Origin of the sequence: Candidatus Clostridium helianthi, assembly GCF_045310795.1 — a bacterium.
Classification (GTDB): Bacteria; Bacillota; Clostridia; order Clostridiales; family Clostridiaceae; genus Clostridium; species Clostridium helianthi.
On record NZ_JBJIAB010000002.1, the window covers coordinates 162,390 to 186,063 of the forward strand.

A 23,674-nucleotide genomic window follows, 5' to 3' on the forward strand; every position below is an offset into this window, starting at 1 on the left:
AAACATATAATTTTAATTGTAGTATATACCAGAAAGAAAGGTCATACTTTTGTGGAAGTGTTGCATTGAGCATTTAGCTGTAGATATTTCCCTTAGTAGAAGTTGTTCCATTTTTGCTTGTCACGAGCTTGCCTCGGGAGCATGCAGGAATGGTGCAATTTTTGCTATTGGAAATTCACAGCTAAATACTCCAGCAACCTGGAACAAATGCATGACCTTTCTTTCGGTTTTTATCTATAACTTTAGGTATCTAGTACTTCTCAATATTTTACATTTAAGAATTTATATACTATGATATTACGAATTTATATCTTTCGCCTATAACGTACTGTTTTCCTATATGTACCGGTCTATTCTTATCATCATAAATAACAGTCTTTATATAAAACAAAGGTTCACCCTTTTGCACCATCAATAGCGCAGCCTCTTCATCCATAGCTTTTGCAATTTCTATTGTGGTATGATCATTTCCTGAGTTAGGCGAATCAGATGGATTTATATCATATTTATCTCTTAATAATTCATATAGTGAACCACTTAAATCTTCTGTTAGTAAAAAATTAAACCTTTTAAAAGAAAAATAATTATTTTCTAGCATTAATGGATCTCCACCTGCAAATCTAACTCTTTGAATATATATTAACTTATCATCATCATCTAGTTCTAGAGCTTTCTTGTCTTCTATTTTGGGCTCCATTACCTCTCTTTTAATGATTTCATTAGTTACTTTTAAGCCACTGGCCTCACAGGCAGCAGTAAAACTAGATAAATATTCAATTTTCCTCTGAACTTTTGGCTTACTTACAAATGTTCCTTTTCCTTGTTTTTTTATAATAAAACCTGACTCAACTAATTCATTTATAGCTGCACGTACTGTTATCCTACTAACATTATATTTTTCACTTAACTCAACTTCTGTTGGAATCTTATCTCCATATTTTAATTCTCCGCTCGTTATTGAATTACGTATAATATCCGCTAATTGTTGATATAAAGGAATAATATTATCTTGTATTAGCATATAAAGACTCCTTTTAAACATCTATAATATTAACTATATACTATCACAACATTTTTGAAACTTCAATTAATCTATTGTTGTGATAATATCAATTATTTGATTTATTACAGTAATCTTAAAATAGCTGTTGGATACTAGTCATTAAATAATAACTATTCAACAGCCACTATACTTTTAATTAATATTTTTTACCATATCCAAATGAGCCTTCTACTAGACATATTTTAGCTGAAAATATAGCACCTTCATTTAGACTTTCTTTAATTATATTTTCCCTCTCCAATTCATTTTCTTTCATTTTGCTTATGTAATTTATCAAGAATGCTGTTATGAATGAATCTCCTGCTCCCATTGTATCTACAGCTTCAACAAGCTCTGGCTCTTGTGCATAGAAATTAGTTCCATCATATAGCAATGCTCCCTTTTCTCCCATAGTAACTACTACTATTTTACTTCCAAGCTTATGAGCTTTCATTATTAGATTAAGCATTTCATCAGTCTTTAAATGACTACATGAGAAGAAACTAAAATCTACTTTAGGAGCAATTCTTTCAACTTCTTCAATTGTAAAATCATCAGAGAAATCAAAAGATATTGGTATGCTTAATGCTCTTATTTTATCAAGTTCTGGTTCTGTATATCCGTACAAACCTGCATGTAATAAGTCAAAAGTTTTAATATAATTTAAATCATCTTGTGTAAGATTCAAACCATTTTCTCTTAAAACTCCACCTTCGTTGCTTCCTAGAAAAACTCTATCACCATCTTCTAATGTTACTCTTGCACATCCATTTTCTCCATTAAAATGTCTGCACTTTGAAATATCTAAATCAAGCTCATGAATTGTATGTTGAACATGTTCTGCTTCAGCATCTGATCCAAATGCTCCTAAAAATGCTGAATTTGCTCCTAATTTTTTTGCATAGGCTGCAAAGTTTAAAGCATTTCCGCCTGGATACATAGTTCTAATATGTTCATATTTATCTACAACGTTATCTCCTAACCCAATTACTTTTACCATATCATCTTCTCCTATGCTAAAATATTTTAATATTCAACTTTTCCCATATATCTTCTAGTATCTAAATCATGGTTTCTTATTTTTGCTAATTCTCCTCTATACACGCATAAAATGCTATAGAATACTATAGGATTAAAGAATTCAACTACTGAACTATCAATTACACTGATTCCAAGTTCCTTACAATCCACAACTTCAACTTTTGCACCATATTTATTTAAGAATTTAAGTGCTCTTTCATCTAATTCTCTAGTTCTACCTTCATTCATTAATAATAAATATAATGTTTCTTTATCAGTTACTTCAAATGGTCCGTGGAAGTATTCCCCTGAGTGAACTGCTGATGCATTCATCCATTGCATTTCCATTAGTGAACATATTGAGAATCCATAAGCATGACCATATGATGCCCCGCTTCCTAATACATATGTTATTGGCTCATCTTTATATTTTTCTGCATATCTCTTTGCTCTTTCTGCAACTAAGCCTTGACCCCTTTTTACAACATCATTTACGATCTTTAAACCTTCCATAAATTTATTATATCCTTCATAAATTTCTGTTTGATTTAATATTTCAACTGCTATATTTAGAATTATTGCCATTGGATTATCTTCTACGCTTGTATCATTTCCCCATTCGTAAAGGATATTATAATCCGCATACTTAATTAAATCTGCATTCTTATTATGCGTTAATGTTATAGTTGCTGCACCTTTCTCTTTAGCTACTTTAGCTGCTTCAACCGTTTCAGGCGTATTTCCACCATGTGAGCATACTATTACTACCGAACTTTTTCCTAATGATTTTGGTGTCGCATGTACAAATTCATTGCTTGTATATGATAAAGCCCTTAATTCTCTTGCTTCACTTTGTAAAAAATATTGTGATGCATACATATCTACTAAAGACCCACCACATGCTACTAAGAACACTTCCTTTATTCCGTCTTCCTTACTTGATCTAATTTTCCCTACGATTTCTCTAATATTCATTATTATTCCTCCTATATATTTATAATCTCATTCTACGAATTTATATTTTTTACATTGGCAAATGCTTACGATCATTAACCCAAATAGTAATGTATAAGCATATAGCATTTTTACTTTTTTAATAAGTACATTACTTACTGCAACTAATAAGCGATTTATCTCTTTTTACCTTGCGTAACTGTATCATAATAACGTTGCTAGTAATCTTGAAATAAATATTTTTTTAATCAAACTTATAGATACGTATTATAACGTATTATATAATGTTATGCAACTTATTTTGAACTTAAATAGTAAGTATATATTTTCTGCTTAAACAGTGTAATTTGCTAGAAATATTATTCGTCAATTATTTGAGCCTATTATATAGATACTTTTTCTCGAACCTGATTGACCTATTACAAAAGCTTCTCCCTTTAAAATATAAAATTATTGATGTAAGGTATCAATAATTTCCTTACACCAATAATTATGTAAATAATCAAACTTTATTCGGACCTAATCCATTAACTTATTTGCCTCTACAACAAATTCATCAATTTTTCCTTCATCTTTTAACCTTTTTATTGTTTTGTTGATTTCTGTTTGCAATTCAGTCGAACCTTTTCTCATTGCTATCGCTGCTCCATCTTCCTGTGCCTCAATAGTTACAGAAGTCAATTCTATATCATTGTTTTTATCACAATTAAATTTAGCCACTGGTGAATCAAGTAATATTGCATCAACCTTTTTGTTCTTTAAATCAAGTACTAAATCAGTAGCTTTTCCTAATCCTTTCACTTCCGCACTTGGTAGGTTATCTTTTACTAAACCTTCTTGAACTGATCCCTTTTGAACCCCAATTTTCTTATTTTTCAAATCATCCATTGATTTTATTGAATCCGCTTCACCTTTTCTTACTATAAATATATTTTTCTCTTTATTGTATATATCTGAAAAATCAGCATTTTCTCTTCTTTCATCAGTTGGATTCATTGCAGCAAATACTAAATCAGATTTTCCTGCCTGAAGCGATACAAGAAGTCCATCGAAATCCATATCCTTAATTTCAAGCTCTACACCTAAATCTTTAGCAACTTCTTTTGCTATACTTACATCAATACCCACAATTTGATCCTTACCATCTATTTCTTTATGAAATTCATATGGTGGGTAATCAGCACTTGTTCCAACTACAATTTTGCCTTTTGATTTTATATCACTTAATGATGATGACTTAACATCTGAATTTTTGCTAGAACTATTAGTGTTACTACTACATCCTATAATTCCAACTGCTATACTGCTAATTGCCACAACTACTATTAATTTTTTTAATAAAAATTTTTTCATATATTGTCCCCCTTTAAATTTTATCGAAGTATTATTCTTTAGTATTTTGCTACTAATTGAATAATATTGCTATAAAGCAAAAATGTCAATACATTATAATGATGTTTTAATACGTATTAATAAGTAATAGTATTTTTTATCCCTATTACTTTTTCTACAATCATTAAACAGATACTCAAATCAATAAAAAATAGTTAACAACATGAAAAATAAATCATTATTGTTAACTATTTATAAGAACTGTTTAATTTATTCTTTTAATTCCTTAAATCCAGAAACTTTGCATTTACCCAAATTTATTAAAGGAATATTGTATACTTTTATTCTTCTATTTTAACTACATCATAGCCTTCTTCTTCAATAGCTTCTTTTATTTCTTCATTACTATTTTCAGTTTCAACTATTGCACAATTGTCCTTAAGACTAACTTCAACTGAAGTTACCTTATCCAAATTTTCTAGTGCTTCCTTTACATGAGCAGCACAATGTTCACAACTCATTCCTTCAATTAATATTTTCTTTTTCATATTTATTACCTCCCGTTTATTAATGATTAAAATTTAGAAATCAAAATATAGATATTTGAAATAAATTTCTTCAAGCATCTAGATACAATTATCTACTACCTAAGAAATGTCCTAATATGCTAATTTTGCTTGTCATCATATCTTATTGATCAGGCTTTAAAATTTTTAAGCCTTAATGCATTTGTAAGTACTGAGACGGAACTTAAGCTCATTGCTGCAGCTGCTATCATAGGATTTAATAATGGGCCTCCAAAAACATGAAGTATTCCCATAGCAACTGGTATTCCTAGTACATTATATCCAAATGCCCAGAATAAATTTTGTTTTATATTTTTAATGGTTGCTTTACTTAGTTTTATTGCTGTTATAACATCCATCAAATCACTTTTCATAAGAACTATATCTGCTGATTCTATTGCGACATCAGTACCTGATCCTATCGCAATTCCAACATCAGATTGTGCTAATGCTGGTGCGTCATTTATTCCATCTCCAACCATAGCCACCTTCATATTCTCCCCTTGAAGCTTCTTAACCTCATTAGCTTTGTCTTCAGGTAATACTTCAGCTAGCACTATATCAATTCCAACTTGTTTTGCTATTGCATCTGCAGTTTTTTTGTTATCGCCAGTAATCATAGCTACCTTTATTCCCATGTTATGAAGAGCTTCTATCGCTTTTTTGCTACTTGGCTTAACAGTATCTGCAACAGCTACTATTCCACTTAAAGTATTATCAACTGCTACATACATAGGAGTCTTACCTTCAGCTGCTAATCTATCACTTTCATCTGAAAGCATAGCAATATCAATATTTTTTTCTATCATTAACTTTTTATTTCCAAGCAAAATATTTTTTTCTTCTATCTTAACTTCTATTCCATGTCCTGGAATTGCATTGAACTGTTGAATTTCTTTAAGTTCCAAGTTCTTGTCATTTGCTTCTTTAACAATTGCTTCTCCTAACGGATGCTCTGAACCTTTCTCGCTACTTGCAGCTAAAATTAATATCTCATCTTCTAAAATTCCATTTGTTATTATATCTGTGACTACTGGTTTTCCTTCTGTTATAGTCCCAGTTTTATCAAATACAATAGTTTTTATACTATGAGTAGTTTCTAATGCTTCTCCACCTTTAATTAACACACCATTCTCTGCACCTTTACCTGTTCCAACCATTATTGCAGTTGGAGTTGCAAGACCTAATGCGCATGGACAAGCTATAACTAGCACTGCAATAAATATTGTTAAAGAGAATATTGTCGTTTCTCCTGAAATTAACCATCCTATTGAGGCTATTATTGCTAGCATTATAACTATTGGCACAAAATATGCTGATATAACATCTGCAAGTTTAGCTATTGGAGCTTTAGATCCTTGTGCTTCTTCAACTAACCTAACTATTTGAGCAAGTGCAGTATCTTTTCCAACCTTAGTTGCTTTATACTTTATAAATCCAGTTTTATTGATACTTGCTCCAATTACGCTGCTTCCTACTATCTTTTCTACTGGAATACTTTCTCCTGTAAGCATTGATTCATCAATAGATGTGCTACCATCAATAATTTCCCCATCTACAGGTACCTTTTCACCTGGTTTAACTAAGACTATATCACCAACAATTACTTCTTCTATAGGTATTGTAATTTCAGAATTATTTCTTATTATTGTTGCAGTTTTAGGTGCTAACCCCATTAGTGCTTTAATAGCTTGTGATGTTCTTCCTTTTGAAACTGCCTCCAGATATTTTCCAAGCGTTATTAAAGTTAAAATGACTGCTGCTGACTCAAAATATAAGTGCATAGCATATTCAGTTTCACCTATTTGTATTTTATAAATTCCAAATATTCCATATAAAACTGCTGCTAAAGTACTTATAGCTATCAACGAATCCATATTAGGACTTAGTTTAAATAAATTCTTTATTCCAATTAGATAAAACTTATATCCAGCTATCATAACAGGTATTGTTAATACTAATTGAATCACAGCAAAATTTAATGGATTCATCATAGAATCAATAATATATGGAAGAGGCATACCTAACATATGTCCCATAGTTATTACTAAAAGCGGAATTGCAAATATTAGAGATGCAATAAATCTCCTTAATAACAATTGACTTGCCTCTAGTTTTTTCTTTTCTTCAACTTGCTCTTCTTCCTTAATTAGCTTATACCCTGCTTTATCTACAGCAGCTTTAATTTCACTATATCCAATTTCATCTTCATCTATATTTATAGTCAACTTCTCTGTTGCTAAATTAACAACAGAACCTTGAACTCCCTTAAGCTTTTTAGTAACTCTCTCGACTCTACTTGCACACGCTGAACATGTCATTCCTTCAACTTTAAAAGTATAAGTCTTCATATTCTTCTTAACACCGTAGCCAGCTTTAACTACGGTTGCTTCTATATTTTCATTATTAAGTTTGTTTTCATCAAACTCTACGTTCAGCGTTTCTGTTGCAAAGTTAACATTTGCGCTATTTACGCCTTCTAACTTTTTAACAAATCTTTCAACTCTATTTGCACATGCTGAGCATGTCATTCCTTCAATTTTAAATGCTTTTTTATTCATACTTCACCTCTTTACTTATTTAGCCTATACTTTAAAACTTACATTAAGTTCATTTTAACTTTACTAATCAATTTGCAACTTTTTCTCTATATTTAACTAATTAAATAATGCTTTTATATTTTATTTAATATTATCAGCTCTTAATAATCAGTTTTATTTTGAAAGTAACTTCTCTAGAACTTTATTAAATTCTTCTATTTTTTCATCTGGATTGTTGTTATAGCAAGCTTCTTTTACGCAATGACGTAAATGACCTTGCAAAATCATTAAATCTGCTTTTTTTATTAAAGATTGAACTGCCATTAATTGATTTGCAACATCTATGCAATATCTATCGTCTTCAATCATTTTTATTATTCCTTCTATTTGTCCCTTTGCTGTTTTTAGAGATTGTAATGCTTTTTTTCTTTCTTCGCTCATTTCTTCCTCCCCCTCCCCCTGTGTAGGGGGGGCTTATTAATTTCATTATATATTAATAAATTATTTTGTCAATATTATTTCTAATATATTCTTACGGTTATCTTGCTCTTCTATCTATTCTTATACTCACCTTGAATACTCATTTTTTTATTCTTCACACTTAACTCCACGTTCCCCTAATGCCGTGATAAGATAAAATGCTGGCTTTAACGTAGAATTTGCTAAAAAAATAAGCTCCATATAAAATGAAGCTTATTTCTGTAAATATCTATTTATATTCAATTATAGGGCTTTCTTTAACTTTCATAATTTCTCCTATATGAAAATTTAGAATTTCATGATCATTTAAATTTGGAATAATAAGCATTGTTATATCTTCTATTCCTTTTTCTTTTAGGAGTTCTTTATCGAATTCTAAAAGTAACTCGCCTTTTTTCACGTATTTTTCTTCTTCACAATGCAAGTTAAAGCCTTCACCTTTCAAATTTACAGTGTCAAGTCCCACGTGAATTAGAATTTCTACTCCATCCTCTGTTCTTATTCCTATTGCATGTTTACTTTCCTTCATTATTGTAACAATAGTCCCATCACATGGTGAAAATATTTTGTTAATACTTGGTTTAATAGCAATACCTTCCCCCATCATTTTCTGAGAAAACACTTCATCTTTAACTTCACTTATATCTACACTAACTCCATCTGTAAAAGCATATAATAATTTATTTTTGTTTCTTTTTAATATATTTTTAAACATTCTCTATCCTACTTCAATTCTGGCCAATATTCTTTATTAGCTTCAATCATATCATCTAAAATCTGTTTTGCTACAAATGCAGATGGAATTGTTTTGTTCATGGTAAATGCCATAAGTGCTTTTTCATATGAGCCTTCAATAGCAGCTTCAACTACAAGTTTTTCTGATGCTTCTTGTTGTTCAATTATTCCTTTATAGAAAGTTGGGATTTCTCCTACACGTACTGGTTCTGGCCCATCTTTAGTTATATATGCAGGTACTTCTACCATGGCATCGTCAGGTAAGTTTTTTATTGCCCCATTATTTTCTACCATAACTAAGTGCCTCTTTCTTAAATCAAAAGCTAAGCTCATAGCAACTTCAACAATAAATTCTCCATGCACTCCAGTAAAGAATTGTGTAAGATCAATTTGCCCTGTAGCATTATATTGATCTACAGCATCAAATATCTTCTTCTCTCTTCCTTCCATTACTTCATTAGCTCTAGTATGATTTTTATCTGCTTCTTTTACAATTCTATCTCCTAAAAGATAATATTGCATATAAGTATTTGGAAGATATTTAGGGAACATTTGCATTATGTGTTTAGCATTATCAAATGTATGAAGCCATGATGCATCATTATGTCTTACTTCACTTCTTGAATCTGGAGGAATATAACCATGTTCCTTTACATATGCTTTTAACTCCTCAGTTTTATCTTCACCACTAACTCTAATTTTTGTAAACCACCCAAAGTGATTTAATCCAAAATAATCTGCTTCTATATCATGTCTATCACAATCTAAGATATTAGCCATATTTCTCATAATTGCAACTGGCATATCACATATATTTAAAATCCTTGCATTTGGTCTTAGCTTATACATAGCTTTTGCTACAATAGCTGCTGGATTAGAATAATTAACAATCCAATAATTTTTATTTGCATATTTTTCACAAAAATCTATCATTTCAACCATAGGATATATTGTTCTTAATCCATATGCTAATCCTCCAGGACCACATGTTTCTTGACCAACCACATCATATTTTAGTGGAATTTTTTCATCTTGTTCTCTCATCTTATATAACCCAACACGCATTTGAGCGAAAACAAAATCTGCATCCTTAAATCCTTCTTCTGGATCAGTTGTAAGAACAAGCTTTACATCTGGATCAAACATTTCTACTACTTTCTTTACTATCACTCCTACTTTATTTTGACGTTCCGCATTTATATCATATAATCTTAATTCTGATATTTTAAAATCCTCTTTCTTTGAAAGTAAACTCTTTACGATCCCTGGTGTATATGTGCTTCCTCCGCCTACTATTACTAATTTAAACTTTTTCATTTTAATAATTCCTCCTTCATTTTATTCTGCTCTGTCTAATGCTTCATCTACTATTGTTCTAATTTTATTAATTGAAAGGCCATATACAACTTGTATATTATTTCCCTTTTTCACAACACCTGCTGCGCCTGTTCCTTTTAAAGCTTCTTCATCAATTAAGGTGTTATCTATAACATCCACTCTAAGTCTTGAAAAACAATTTTCTACTGTTACTATATTTGCTTTTCCACCTAATGCTCTAATTATTGTTAATGCTTTTTCATCATCGTTATTAGCTTTACTATTATTTTTATTTTCTGATTTCATATCTTGCTTAACTTTTGCTGCATTCTCATTTAAATCAATTACAGCATCTGTATCATTTTCTTCTCTTCCAGGTGTTCTTAAATTCATCTTCTCAATCATAAATTTGAATACTAAGAAAATCACAGCTATTTCAACTAATCCTACTAGTATATACACAGGCCAATGAGTTTTACCTATACCTGCTGGCAAGTTTATTACTAAAAAATCTAATATTCCATTGGTTGCACATACTCTTACATTTAATAGGTATACAAACATTTGGAATAATCCATCAATTACTGAATAAACAAACCATAGTAATGGTGCAGCAAAAATAAATGTAAATTCTAATGGTTCTGTGATACCTGCGATTACTGCTGTTAAAGTTGATGGTATTAATTGTGCCTTTAAATTACTACGCTTTGCTTTTTTAGCAGTGAAGTAAAATGCTAAGGCAACTCCAATTACACCAAAAGTTTTAACTAATCCATATGTTAAAAATCTTGCTGAATCAGGCATAATAGAGATTGTTGAATCATTAAGCAATGCTAAGAAAACTGGTTTTGCTCCAATTACATTCTGACCATTTATTATCATCTGATCACCAACTGCTGAATATAGGAATGGAGACCAAATTAAATGATGTAATCCTGTTGGAACTAAGAATCTATTTAAAAATCCATAAACAAACACTCCAGCCGCCCCTGCAGAACTCATAAATCCAGTAAGAGCTGTGATTCCAGCAGCTATTGTAGGCCATACATATGTGGTACCAATACTTAATATAGCCACTACAGGAATCATGATAACGAATACAAACTTACTATTACCATATGGAGCCATAGCGCCACTAAATTCTTTATCTATATATTTGTTATGAACTATAGCAACCAGTACTCCTAGAATCATTCCTAGAAACACTCCCATATCTGTAACATGAAATCCTAGTTGGATTGTCTGCCCAGTTCCATATAAAGCTGATGCTGTATCACCTTTAATTATTTTTCCAGATAGCTCTAACCACTTACTATTCGCGCCTAGGAACAAAATATATGACATAATAGAAATGAATGCTGCTTCCGCTTTTTTCTTCTTTGACATCCCCATCGCTATTCCGACACAAAACAAAATGCTTAAGTTCCCCATAATCGGTGATAACATTCCATTAAAGAATTTTCCTGTTACCCAAATTGCTCCGCCTTCTTTTACAAACGTTGTATTAGTGAAAACTGCTGTTAATGCAATCAACATACCTACAATAGGTAAGAATAAGACCGGTCCAATCATAGCTTTGGCAAATTTCTGCATACTATTTAAAATCTTATCTTTCATTTAAATATTCCCCTTCACTATTTTATAATTTTCTTTGGGTAATTACCTGTGAGAATAGGATATCATTATTAATAGATATTGTTAATAGTTTTAAACGTTTCAGCAACATGTTGACTCAAAAGTAAACATGTTTACCTTTACACAAAAAAAGCTATCTCATTAGTTAACCTTGAGATAGCTTTATATATATAATTTCGGTAAGTTTCCACATGAGTATGACTAATTTGAATATCTATATTTTATAAATTACTCATTACCTTATCTAGCAAATATTCCATTACAATCATTACCCTAGCATAAAAGTAGTTCGCAGTAAGATTTCTATCATCTAATTCTTTATCATCTAATATCATAAAATTTAAGGTTGCCTTTTTAGCCATATGATTCTCTGACTTGCCAGTAAAAGTTATAATATCCAATTCATTTTTTGATGCATAATCAATCACTTTTGTTATACTTTCCGTTTCTCCACTTTTAGATATTCCAATAACTAAAGCACCTCCTATTTGATTGCTGTCATATACTCCATAAGAATTTGTTTTAATGCATTTAAACCCAAGCACTAACATCTTTCTCCAAAAGAAATCTGCAATCGAATCAGAGAATCCAGTAGCTGTTATAAAAATTATATCTTCTCTATGTCTAATTAGCATAGAAATGAAATCTTCTATTTTCTTATTTTCAATTTCTGATATGAAACTAGTAATATCAGAGGTATGTTCTTGATTGTTTTGATGATTTTTTACTATGAAGTTTAGGCGATATATCATATCTACATAGCCTGTATAACCTAGCTTCTTTGATAGCTTTATTATTGTTGCTGCCGATGTATAGTTAATTGTTGCAACATCTCTTACACCTTTAGTTAAAACAGAATCAATATTAGTCAATATGTATTGCAAAACCTGTCTCTCTGTTTCTGATAGCTTATAATTATCAGCTATTTTATAAATATCAAATTTCATATTACACCTCCAATATAATGTAATTACTTCATATGATATCATACTTATATCTTTATTACTTAATTAATACATTAAAAAATCCCTTAACGTAGGGATTGTAATCAAAATTGCAGCTTTCATTAAGTTACTTATATCTCACATCATGAATATCTTCTCTCTTATTATAAATTCCCAACAGATTTTATTATTCCTCAATTTCTTCTAAGTATTCTATAAATGCCTTAACTATAATTGGATCAAATTGCTTCCCTGAACATCTTTTTAATTCTTCAATTGCTTCTTCTTTATTCAAGCATCTCTTATAAATACCATTGTTCGTCATAGCATCATATGAATCTGCAACACTAACAATTCTGGATACCAATGGTATTTTCTCACCCTCTAATTTAAGAGGATAGCCATTTCCATCCCATCTCTCATGATGAGCTAAAACACCTTTTGCTACATTATCTAGTTGATTTGAGGCTTTTACTATTCTATATCCCTTTTCTGTATGAGTTTTAACTACTTCAAACTCATCTTCTGTTAGCTCGCCCTTCTTAAGTAATATTTCTTCATTTATTCCTATTTTACCTATATCATGGAGCTTAGCAACTATTGTTAACTCATCCATTACTGACATAGGAAGTGATAATTTCTCCCCTATAGCAATAGAATTCGCTAATACTCTATCTGTATGTTCTTCAGTTTCCAGACTCTTGGCTTCTAACCCCATTTGCAAAGAATACATTATAGAACTATTAAGACTGGTTTTTTGCAACAACTTTTGCCTATATACCTTATCATCTGCTTCCTTTAATGCTTCATATATACTCTTATTCAGGCTATCCGCTACTGATGCACCCAAAGATATGCTCACATTGATTAAATCGTGCTTATACATTTTGCAACGATCAAATATATTTTTAATAATAATTTCGCATTCCTGTTCAGTTGTATTTTTACTTAAAATTACGAATTCATCTCCACCAGTTCTGAAAATCAACTGTTTTTCACCACATACATCTTTAAGTGCTTGGGCTATTAGTCTTAAAAGCTCATCGCCTTGATCATGACCTAGCGTATCATTTACTAATTTTAATCCATTGGCATCCCCCATTATTACTCCTACTGGAAGATACTCTTCACTTTGAAACTCTTTCACTTTTTCTTCAAAATATGTTCTATTATATAAACCTGTTAAAATATCGGTAAAACTTAATTTTCTTAATTTTTTCTCTGCTTCTTTTTTCTCAGTTATATCTAATACTAATCCTACAATACCTGCAACATCACCATTCTTATCGATTACAGGTACTTTTACTGCTTCTGTATATATTTCCTCTCCATCTCCTGAGTAAAGTATTGTTTCAGCTTTTATACTTCTTTTATTTTTTATTACTTCATTATCTTCTCTTGAATATTTTGCAGCCAATTCTTCCGTTGGATGTATATCAATATTTGTCTTTCCTACTACTTCCTCTATACCATCCTTATTATAGAATTCATCAAATTGCTTATTTACATATACGTATCTGCCTTCTTTATCTTTAAAAAATACTCTTCCTGGAAGTGTATCCATTACAACTTTTAATATGTTTTCTTGTTTCTCTATAATCTTATCTTTTTCTTTTATAATATCTAAATTTGCATATATGCCAGCTACAGCAAATACTTTTCCCTCATCAATTAGCGGAACTATAGTAATTTTTCTGCGCTTTCCATCAAGGTACCCTTCTTCAGTTAATGGCTTTAAGGAGTTTATAACTTGATTGCAATATTTAATACATTCCTCTCTTACAACACCATCAAATATCTCTGCATCATTTTTTCCAATAAATTCTTTATTTATATCTTTATATATAGCTTTGTATTCTTTATTTACATATATAAATCTCAATTCAAGGTCTTTTATCCATATAGGCTGTGGAAGATTATCTGCTAATGATTTAAATAGCTTGTACTCCATCTCCTCATTTTCCCTCCTTTGAATTCCAATCTGCCGTAATAATTCTCAGAAATGATTCATCATAATAATCTCTAATAAACTATTTGGAGCATTTATGCAACTATTTCCTCAAATTTTACTAATTACAACCAACTTATCACACTTTGTAATTTCTTTCAATCATTGCAATCATTTGTTAGGGACTTATTTTAAAAATTGAAATTCAATTTCTTTATTAAACTTAATCACTAGTAATGTAGCTTTAAAACTTTTAATTCTTTACTATATTACAAAATAAATATTTAAATTAAGTACCTTTATCTACTTAATCTTATGTTTATATTTCTTATCTATTATCTCTTTTAAAGCACCTTCTGCTAGTTGTGCAAAATATTTCGAACAATTTAAAATTGCCTTCTCATCAACTTTATATTCCGGGTGATGGTGCGCATAAGATTTTCCTGTTCCTACAATTATAAATGCACCTGGTATTTTTCTTTGATAATACGCAAAATCTTCACCCTCTAGACCCATAGATATTCTTCTAACATCATATCCAGCTCGTTTTCCAATTTTAGTACTAAACTCTACCCATTCTTCAGTATTATTTGTTGCCGGAGAACCTGAATGCCAAATAAGCTCTGCACTTCCACCAAAAGATTGTGCTATTCCTGATACCATTTCATTCATTCTCTTAGCTATTAATTGACGTATATTCTCATCTAATGTTCTTACTGTCCCCTCAAGATATGCTGATTCTGGAATTACATTCCAAGTATTTCCTCCTTCTATATGAGTCACACTTAATAGCGCTTTTTCTGTTGGACCTATATTACGACTGATAATTGTTTGAAGTGATGTAACTATGTTACTGGCAATTATAATTGGATCTATTCCTTTTTCCGGCTTAGCAGCATGGCTACCAATCCCTGTAATATTTATTTCAAACCTATCGACAGCAGCTGTCATTGCTCCAGTTTTTATTCCCATTATTCCAACTTCTGAATCTGAAACATTGTGTATTCCAAAAATTGCATCCACATCATCTAAAACACCTGTCTCTAAAATTTTTTTAGCTCCATCCGCACTTTCTTCACCCGGCTGAAATATAAATTTTACTGTTCCTATTAATGACCCTTGATGCTTTTTAACTAAATATGCTGCACCTAAAATCACCGCCATATGAAAATCATGACCACAAGCATGCATCATACCATCAACTTTAGACTTATAACAGAGACTTGTCTCTTCTTTGATTGGTAATGCATCTATATCACATCTGATAGCGACGACAGGACCATTAGGATTTCCTTTTACCTGTGCTACAAGGCCTGTATCCAAAGGTAAATCAAGAATATCTATATCTGCTCTTTTTAGCAAATCTTTTATCAGTTGTGTAGTTTTATATTCCTCATTAGACAATTCGGGATTCTCATGTAGTTTTCTATATACTTCTATAAGCTCATCATTTAAATTCTCTATTATAGATAACAATATTTTATTCGTCATATTAATCCCCCTTTAAATTCATAAAATAACATTTTACCCTTTATAATAGGCTACTTTGCTAAATTAGTTGCTGCCATAGTTATAACAATAAATATTATATAGAATACTATATAAGCCCTCGACCACGCTCCACTAAAAGAATATCTTACTTTCTGGTGAGTCTTTAATATTCTTGTATCCTCTTTTACTATTTCTAAAAATTCGCTTTTATACTTACTAATAAATAGCAATAATGCAGCTACACCAACTAAAAAGTACAAAGTTCCAAATGTATACTCCAATATAGGCATCTTTAATAAAGATATTCCTGTTGTAGCAAAAGTTATCGTATTATTAAATATATGAGCTATCATCGACGGTATAATAGATTTTGATTTAATTGCAATAAATGCTAAAACAATTCCCATAAGTATTGGATTTATGAATTGAACTAGGTTTAGATGAAACATGGAAAAAAGAATTGAAGAAACAATCATTGCTGTTAGATTCCCATACTTCTGCATGCTTCTGAGTATAAATCCCCTAAATATAATTTCTTCTAAAATTGGTCCCACTAAACATACATATATTAAAAATAATATTAAAAAAGTGTTTTGTTTAGGGAAACTAAAATCTGGCTGTGGAATGTTTAATCCTAAAATCTTAAAAATTGTTGAGTATATCATATATACCATGCTTGAAATCATTCCTACCCCTATACAAGAAGTTGCTCCTAATAATACAAACATCTTATTTGACTTATTCTTTGAAAATATTTCTTGCCTAAATTTCACCTTTATAGTTTTTATTGCTATGAGAATTGCTATAAGATCCCCAACTATACATGTAAAATATCCAGCAAAAAAATTATATGCGTCACTTGAAAGTCCTAAAATTATATTTTCCTTTAGATTAGTTACTGCATTGAATCCTATCATTGGTCCTATAAATTTTATAGAAAATGTCATTATAAACACTAATCCATATGTTGATAATACTAACGCAAGAAGTATCCTTGCACAGTTTCCGCCACTTTTTTTAATATCCTTTTTTAATGCGAGCTTTCTATATTCAATTTCTTCTTGAAAATCATTTATCATAGCTTTACCTACCATTCATTACTTTAATGTAAAATAGAATTGCAATTACTTATAGCTTCATATAAATCTTCTCTTCTATCCTTCTTTATATCAAACTGTTCTTTAACCGCTCTTATCATATCTATTTTTAACTCTTTTATAATTAATGTTTCTTTCTCACTTATTTCATTAAGTATATCACCATCTGGACTTACAAAAATTGATTTTCCATTATAATGAAGATCATTTCCTATTCCCATTCTATTTATCCCTATTATATAGCATTGATTTTCTATAGCCCTAGATTTCAATAAGGTTATCCAATGCTTCTCTCTTTCTTTAGGCCAATTAGCCGCTATAGTTATTATTTGAGCTTCTTTAGATGCTATTTGAAATATTTCTGGAAACCTTAGATCATAGCAAATAAATGGAGCTATTTTAAATCCATCAATCTCACATGTGAGTATCTTATCTCCTTTATGATATTTATCATCCTCACCACTGTAGGAAAATGGATGTATTTTCGTATATTTAGTTAAGCATTTCCCTTCTCTTGACATAATAATATATTTATTGCTACCCATTTTATCACTTTTTACCGCAACACCAATTCCTATATTTATATTATTATCCTTAGCATTTTTTCTAATCCATTTTATTATTTCATCTTCAGATAATACAAGCTTGTTTATATTCATGGTAAAACCCGTTAAAGCCATCTCAGGAAATAGGATTAAATCAACCTTATTTTTCAAAGCTCTTTCAATGAATTCTTCAACTTTCTTCATGTTTTTATTAATATTCTCCCAGATTATATCCATCTGTGCAATTCCTATAATCAAGTTGTACCTCCTTTAATATTATAAATAAAGGATACTATGTGCATTGTTACATCAGAGTACCCTTTACTTTAGGTCGCCTATATCTAATTACCAGTCGTGGTTAAAAATTCTTTCCATTCCATCCCCAATTTGCAACTTCCTCATACTTGACGTATATCTTATCTTGAGGTATGTCTAATTCCTTTTCATATATGTTACAAATTTCTGCTGTTAAAGCATCATATGCATCCTTACTTGATTTTCCAAATATTTTCACTTCTATAAATGCACCCTTTTCTAATTTTTCTCCTCCGAAATATAATGAATAGTCATCTTCGAAGCCTACCATCAAAAAGGTTTCACTTTTTCCTGGAATCAATTTTATTGCTTCCCCTAATTTTTTCTTTATAATTTCCTCTTTTTCCTTTGAAATTTTCACACTAACTTTTGATCCTATAAATGGCATCTCTTGTTATCTCCTTTCTACATATACATATATAAATATACTAAATTATACCATAATTCTATATATTTGATTATTATTTGCAAGTACATACTTAATTTATATCATAATTCCTAATATCACATTCATTTCTATTACTACAATAAATACCACATTAAAAATTGATTATTTAGTTTTAATTATATCACATCTTGTACTCGACCTTGCTACTATGTTTGATTCACCCTTCTTAAGTTTTATAAGGATACTATATTAACTTAGGAATACTATAAATATTCTAACCTCTTACCTTCTAAATATAGTATGTATATAATTTAAATATGTAATTTATTCCTTTTGTATATATTCATCACTTCTCTTATTTTTTAGTTGTTGAACTTCGTTTGTTAATCTCATAATTATTTTAATATTAGATACTGAAATAATTATAAGAAAAAACTAAAATTTGGTTAAACTTTTTTCTAAAATATGTTATATTATTCATAGTAGGTATTAATTTTGTAAGTATTTAGGTGTTGACTTTTAAGTTTTTTTGAGAGGGGATTAAATTATGAATGTCGATAAATCAATGTCAAAAATTTTGATAGTTGATGATAATATTGCTAATGTTTTACTACTTGAAAGAATGCTTAACATATCTGGTTATAATAATATAAAAACATTAACAGACTCTAGAGAAATTTTAAGATTATATTCTACATATAAACCTAATTTGATACTATTAGACTTTAGGATGCCATTTGTTGATGGACTTCAAATTATAGATGAACTAAATCTTATAAAGGATGATAATAAACTATCTATAATTATGATCTCTGCTGAAAACGATAAAGAATACTATGATAAAGCGTTGGCTAAAGGTGCTGCTGATTTCATTACTAAACCATTTAATTATAATGATATAATTTCAAAAATTACGAGTACCTTGGACTGTTTATGATTACCAGGCATAGTGGATGAGGTGATATTATGAATAAAACAAATACTAATAAAAATATTTCTCTTTATAAATGGATTTGGCAGTCCTATATTCGTAATGTGTTAATTCCATTGATAATTATTGAAATAATTTTTATTTGTATATATTTCATCTCAAATTACTGGTCTCATAAAAGTTCAGTTGCCTTTTACAAAGATCAATCAAAAAGTGAACTTAATAAAATCATTAAACAAGAAATCAACTTAATTGATCAGCACTTATCATCTATTTCAAATTCTACAATGTTTTTCAGTTTGCAAATGGGACATGCTTTATCAACTCCAGCTTCTTTAACTCCTACAGAATACAGTAGGTTATCATATTTAAATGATAATATTTACTATACTAAAGAGAATAATTCGGCTGATGAGGCAGCGATTTTTTATAATAATTTTCTGCCTGCTACAAGAGATGATAAAGAAAAGAAAATAGCCAAGGTATTAACACAACAAAAATTAATGGCAAATATTAAGAATTCTTGTCCATTAGTTAATTCCATATATTTTAACACCTTTGATTCCTTAAATATAACTTACCCATACGTTGATGTTTTTAATAGCTATAATTCTTCTTTACAATCACCTTCTAGCAAATTTTATTATGAAGCTGATGCTAACCATAATCCAGATCAAAAAGTAAAATGGGTGACTCATGATTTTAATTCAAGTAACAACAATTTTATAAGTTCTGCTATATGTCCTGTTTATAACGGCAATTTTTTGGAAGGTGTTGTAAGCATTGATATAAATATGGATTCAATTGTTGATAAGATTTTAGAAATTGATATTCCTTGGAATGGTTATAACCTATTGATTGGAAAGGATGGCAATATCCTTTCACTTTCTGATGCAGGAAAAAATGATTTAAATTTAGATCAACTCGTTTTAAAATACGGAAACGGGTATTATCATTATAACTTGTATAACAACAATGATTTGACCACATTAATGGATGAAATTCAAACTAGTGAAACTGGATTTTCAAATTTTACACTTAAAGAAGAACCTAGAATTGCATGTTGGTCCGCTATACCTAATACGGATTTAAAATTATTAATAGTAGTTCCAACAAAAAATATACACTCTAATGCTGATATGCTAAAAAACAATTTGTTAAGAATCGGAATAATTACAGTATTAGGATTAATTTTATCATATTTTTTACTTTTCTTAATCACTTATAAGAAAGTGAAAAATATGAGCTATATTGTTTCTGATTCCTTGTTAAATATTAATAATATTGTTCAGGAGATTAGTAGTGGCAAATATGATATAGATGATCCACTATTAAAGATCTCAGAATTAGAAGATATAGCATTAAATTTGATCGAAATGGGACATCATATCGGTGAAACAAATAAAAATTTATTAGTTACCCAATCTGAACTCAGAAAAAAAGAAGTTGATTTCAGGTCACTTGTTGATTCAATTAATGACATAATCTCAGAGATAGATATAAACGAATATATCACTAAGTTATGGTCCAGCGTCCATACTTATTTGTATAAACTACATATGCACGGTCATCTTAATTCTATCTATGATATTTTAGATGAAAGTACATCTAAAATTGCTAAAGAAAAGATAAATTATGTAATTAAATCAAGAAAATCTACTACTATGGATTTTAATATCCAATCCAAGGATGGATTAAAATGGTTTGAGGCATGTGTCTCTCCGCATCTAAACTATAAAGATAGAGTAGTAGTTCTAACTCGTGATATTACAGAACAAAAGAAAATGGCTCGTTCTATTATTACGGCAAAAGAAGAGGCTGAAAAGGCTAGTAAAGCAAAATCCGAATTTTTATCTAGTATGAGTCATGAGCTTAGAACACCATTAAATGCCATATTAGGATTTTCTCAAATCTTAGAATTAGACCCTGAATCTCCATTAACACCTTCTCAGAGTCAGAGTGTTAAGGAAATATCAAAAGCTGGCAATCACTTACTAGAATTGATCAACGAAATACTGGATTTAGCTAAAATCGAATCAGGGAAACTGAGCATTTCAATTGAATCTGTTCCAATTAAACATGTAATAGAAGAGGCTATCTCCATAATAAAACCATTTGCAGATAAACATAAAATAAAAATTATTAATTATCCTATAGATAATTCAGATGAATTTGTTTCGGCTGACCATACACGATTAAAACAAATTTTGCTCAATTTACTATCTAACGCAATTAAGTACAACAAAAAAGATGGCCAAGTAATCTTTTATCATGATAAGGTTAATGATAAGTATAGATTTCATGTTATTGACACTGGCATTGGCTTATCTAGTTCTGATTTAGAATTGATTTTCAAACCATTTTATCGTCTAAACAGAATTAATAATTCAATTGAAGGGACTGGTATTGGGCTTGCAGTTGCTAAACAACTAACTGAATTAATGAATGGTGAAATATTTGTAACTAGCGAAAAAGGTGCTGGCAGTCACTTTTGGATTGAACTTCCTTGCATCGAATCATCTATTTTGCAGACTTCTGAAAATATGATGACATCTGAAAATAGAACTTATTTCCCTAACGATAAATTTCGTACAATATTATATGCTGAAGATAATCCTGCTAATTTACGACTTGTTGAACGTGCTCTACACCAAATTAGTAATTTAAAAATGCTTTCAGCAAATTCTGGTGAATTGTGTTTAGATTTAGCTGTTTCCCATAAACCAGACATTATATTACTGGATATAAATTTACCTGGGATAGACGGTTATGAAGTCTTCAAAAGACTCAAAATGCATAAGGAGACTAAAGATATCCCAATAATCGCTGTTAGTGCTCATGCAATGCCTAGAGATATAGAAAAAGGATTATCATTAGGATTTTCTGATTATATTACTAAACCAATTGATATTCCAAACTTTATCGAAAAGGTGTGCATAATATTAGCTAAAATTAACAAAGAAGACATCGATTAATAAGACATAATACTATATTTAAGAAAGAGGCGTTATCTAATTTATGAATTATGACAAAGATTATGACATAATTGGTTTTTCAAATGATTTAGGACTTAATCTTCAACAGGTATCTGAGCTTTATGCCGAATTGATTAATGAATTTAATATAGCATTATCAGATTTAAAGGCCTCCATGATGGAAAGTGATTTAGAAAATATTCAAAAAATAATTCATAACTTGAAGGGTCTTTCCGGAAATTATAGAATAACTGATGTCTATGAGGAAACTACCCAAATTAATAATTTATTGAAAAATAGCAATTATAATAATATCCAACCGCATTTAAGTAATATACTTACTGTCATCTCCATAGCCTTAAAAAAAATCAGAAGCTTCTTTTATGAGATGTCTATACTCATATAACTATATAATAAAAAAGACAGTACTAAAGAATTATTATTTAAACTGAACCTATGAAATAGCTCTTTTAAGAATGGCTATTTCATAGGTTTTATTTTAATTCTTAGTACTATCTTTTTAAATTATCATCTAATTTCTGCGACTACTTATTAGAAATTCTCCTAAATCTTTATCTGCGTTTAGCATATGTTTTCTACACCATTTAAATATTTTTTGTTGCATATGTATAATAAATAATGTTGATATTTCCCTAGTTTCTAAGAAGCTTCTTATGTCCCTTAAACACTCTTTGAATTCTTCATGCTGCATCTGCTGAATCTCTAATCCTGGATAGTTATTTTCCTTTTGAATTGCTTCTTCTTCATTAATATGACGAATTGCATGTTCTTCAAGAGAATCCAACGCCTTAATAATCTCTACCTTGCTTTTTTCTTCATTCATGGCACTTACCAAATTATTAATTAATCTAAATATTTCTTGATGCTGTCTATCAATGTTATCAACTCCAGTGGATAACACAGCATCCCAATTTGAATTCATAAAATGCATAAGTACCTCACCACTAATATTGATTCTGCTAATATCCATAATAACCGAATCATTATCTTCATGAGTAAACTTTACCATTGATGACGCTATTTTATTATTTATTAATCCTCTTTCATCCTTTTTCAATACTTCATACATATTTCATACACCCTCTCATAATTTATACTTCTATACCCAAATATCATTATCTATATATAATCCTTACCCTAAGATTTTAAATTTTTAGCATAATTAATCTACACAAATATATTCATTAACAATTTCTTCTGGTAATTCTTTATAATCAAATGGTGATATATCATCAATTTCAAATTTGACTAACTCCATAACCTTTATTAATACCCTATCCATTTTTACTAGAAATTCTTCCTTTTCTTCTGCCTTAATAACAAAACTATTGAAAGGAACATTATATTTATTTACAAACTTTAAATTTAAATTTACAACCCAACTTCTCATATATGTAT

Annotated in this window: 21 protein-coding genes; 3 read left to right on the forward strand and 18 right to left on the reverse strand. The window is 29.8% G+C overall.

Annotated features, from left to right (window positions below; all coding sequences use genetic code 11):
- Window positions 1–289: 289 nt before the first annotated feature.
- From ACJDTP_RS02355 to ACJDTP_RS02430, 16 genes are all read right to left on the reverse strand, one after another.
- On the reverse strand, window positions 290–1,021 hold the full coding sequence (locus ACJDTP_RS02355; RefSeq protein ID WP_023974380.1) for a GntR family transcriptional regulator: 732 nt from the start codon (window positions 1,019–1,021) through the stop codon (window positions 290–292).
- Between the two features lie 178 nt (window positions 1,022–1,199).
- Complete coding sequence (locus tag ACJDTP_RS02360; protein WP_406760386.1) at window positions 1,200–2,042, reverse strand: fructoselysine 6-kinase; 843 nt, start codon at window positions 2,040–2,042, stop codon at window positions 1,200–1,202.
- Window positions 2,043–2,068: 26 nt separating this feature from the next.
- Window positions 2,069–3,037, reverse strand: a complete 969-nt coding sequence (locus ACJDTP_RS02365) for an SIS domain-containing protein (RefSeq protein WP_103698788.1) — start codon at window positions 3,035–3,037, stop codon at window positions 2,069–2,071.
- Window positions 3,038–3,535: 498 nt separating this feature from the next.
- Entirely contained in the window at window positions 3,536–4,369 is an 834-nt protein-coding gene (locus ACJDTP_RS02370; RefSeq protein WP_077838608.1) for a transporter substrate-binding domain-containing protein, read from the reverse strand.
- A 320-nt stretch (window positions 4,370–4,689) separates the two neighbouring features.
- Window positions 4,690–4,896, reverse strand: a complete 207-nt coding sequence (locus tag ACJDTP_RS02375; RefSeq protein WP_406760387.1) for a heavy-metal-associated domain-containing protein — start codon at window positions 4,894–4,896, stop codon at window positions 4,690–4,692.
- Window positions 4,897–5,045: 149 nt separating this feature from the next.
- Window positions 5,046–7,475: a heavy metal translocating P-type ATPase gene (locus ACJDTP_RS02380; RefSeq protein ID WP_406760388.1), complete on the reverse strand. Its 2,430-nt coding sequence runs from the start codon at window positions 7,473–7,475 to the stop codon at window positions 5,046–5,048.
- A 153-nt stretch (window positions 7,476–7,628) separates the two neighbouring features.
- The gene (locus tag ACJDTP_RS02385; RefSeq protein WP_012060955.1) at window positions 7,629–7,895 is read right to left on the reverse strand and encodes a metal-sensing transcriptional repressor; all 267 of its coding nucleotides are present in this window, start codon (window positions 7,893–7,895) and stop codon (window positions 7,629–7,631) included.
- A gap of 268 nt (window positions 7,896–8,163) precedes the next feature.
- Window positions 8,164–8,649 carry a PTS sugar transporter subunit IIA gene (locus tag ACJDTP_RS02390; RefSeq protein ID WP_406760389.1) on the reverse strand — a complete coding sequence of 162 codons (486 nt, stop codon included), beginning with the start codon at window positions 8,647–8,649 and terminating at the stop codon, window positions 8,164–8,166.
- An 8-nt stretch (window positions 8,650–8,657) separates the two neighbouring features.
- Window positions 8,658–9,986 carry a 6-phospho-alpha-glucosidase gene (locus ACJDTP_RS02395; protein WP_077842027.1) on the reverse strand — a complete coding sequence of 443 codons (1,329 nt, stop codon included), beginning with the start codon at window positions 9,984–9,986 and terminating at the stop codon, window positions 8,658–8,660.
- A gap of 21 nt (window positions 9,987–10,007) precedes the next feature.
- Complete coding sequence (locus tag ACJDTP_RS02400; RefSeq protein ID WP_406760390.1) at window positions 10,008–11,603, reverse strand: PTS transporter subunit EIIC; 1,596 nt, start codon at window positions 11,601–11,603, stop codon at window positions 10,008–10,010.
- Between the two features lie 239 nt (window positions 11,604–11,842).
- Window positions 11,843–12,568 carry a MurR/RpiR family transcriptional regulator gene (locus tag ACJDTP_RS02405; protein ID WP_077838603.1) on the reverse strand — a complete coding sequence of 242 codons (726 nt, stop codon included), beginning with the start codon at window positions 12,566–12,568 and terminating at the stop codon, window positions 11,843–11,845.
- A 184-nt stretch (window positions 12,569–12,752) separates the two neighbouring features.
- Complete coding sequence (locus ACJDTP_RS02410; protein ID WP_406760391.1) at window positions 12,753–14,516, reverse strand: sensor domain-containing diguanylate cyclase/phosphohydrolase; 1,764 nt, start codon at window positions 14,514–14,516, stop codon at window positions 12,753–12,755.
- 300 nt (window positions 14,517–14,816) lie between these two features.
- Window positions 14,817–16,004 (reverse strand): amidohydrolase, encoded by a 1,188-nt coding sequence (locus tag ACJDTP_RS02415; RefSeq protein ID WP_406760392.1) that lies wholly within the window; start codon window positions 16,002–16,004, stop codon window positions 14,817–14,819.
- Between the two features lie 50 nt (window positions 16,005–16,054).
- Window positions 16,055–17,083 (reverse strand): CPBP family intramembrane glutamic endopeptidase, encoded by a 1,029-nt coding sequence (locus tag ACJDTP_RS02420; protein ID WP_406760393.1) that lies wholly within the window; start codon window positions 17,081–17,083, stop codon window positions 16,055–16,057.
- Window positions 17,084–17,106: 23 nt separating this feature from the next.
- On the reverse strand, window positions 17,107–17,904 hold the full coding sequence (locus ACJDTP_RS02425; protein ID WP_023975961.1) for a carbon-nitrogen family hydrolase: 798 nt from the start codon (window positions 17,902–17,904) through the stop codon (window positions 17,107–17,109).
- A gap of 100 nt (window positions 17,905–18,004) precedes the next feature.
- Window positions 18,005–18,349: a phenylpyruvate tautomerase MIF-related protein gene (locus ACJDTP_RS02430; protein WP_406760394.1), complete on the reverse strand. Its 345-nt coding sequence runs from the start codon at window positions 18,347–18,349 to the stop codon at window positions 18,005–18,007.
- Window positions 18,350–18,896: 547 nt separating this feature from the next.
- Here ACJDTP_RS02430 and ACJDTP_RS02435 point away from each other — a divergent pair.
- From ACJDTP_RS02435 to ACJDTP_RS02445, 3 genes are all read left to right on the forward strand, one after another.
- Complete coding sequence (locus tag ACJDTP_RS02435; RefSeq protein ID WP_406760395.1) at window positions 18,897–19,286, forward strand: response regulator; 390 nt, start codon at window positions 18,897–18,899, stop codon at window positions 19,284–19,286.
- Between the two features lie 98 nt (window positions 19,287–19,384).
- Window positions 19,385–22,255, forward strand: coding sequence for an ATP-binding protein (locus ACJDTP_RS02440; RefSeq protein WP_406760396.1), 2,871 nt, complete (start codon window positions 19,385–19,387; stop codon window positions 22,253–22,255).
- 43 nt (window positions 22,256–22,298) lie between these two features.
- Window positions 22,299–22,661 carry an Hpt domain-containing protein gene (locus ACJDTP_RS02445; protein WP_103698059.1) on the forward strand — a complete coding sequence of 121 codons (363 nt, stop codon included), beginning with the start codon at window positions 22,299–22,301 and terminating at the stop codon, window positions 22,659–22,661.
- Between the two features lie 126 nt (window positions 22,662–22,787).
- Here the strand turns inward: ACJDTP_RS02445 and ACJDTP_RS02450 are convergent, their stop codons facing one another.
- Window positions 22,788–23,345, reverse strand: a complete 558-nt coding sequence (locus ACJDTP_RS02450; protein ID WP_241394424.1) for a bacteriohemerythrin — start codon at window positions 23,343–23,345, stop codon at window positions 22,788–22,790.
- A 93-nt stretch (window positions 23,346–23,438) separates the two neighbouring features.
- Window positions 23,439–23,666 (reverse strand): hypothetical protein, encoded by a 228-nt coding sequence (locus tag ACJDTP_RS02455; protein WP_077838595.1) that lies wholly within the window; start codon window positions 23,664–23,666, stop codon window positions 23,439–23,441.
- Window positions 23,667–23,674: the final 8 nt, after the last annotated feature.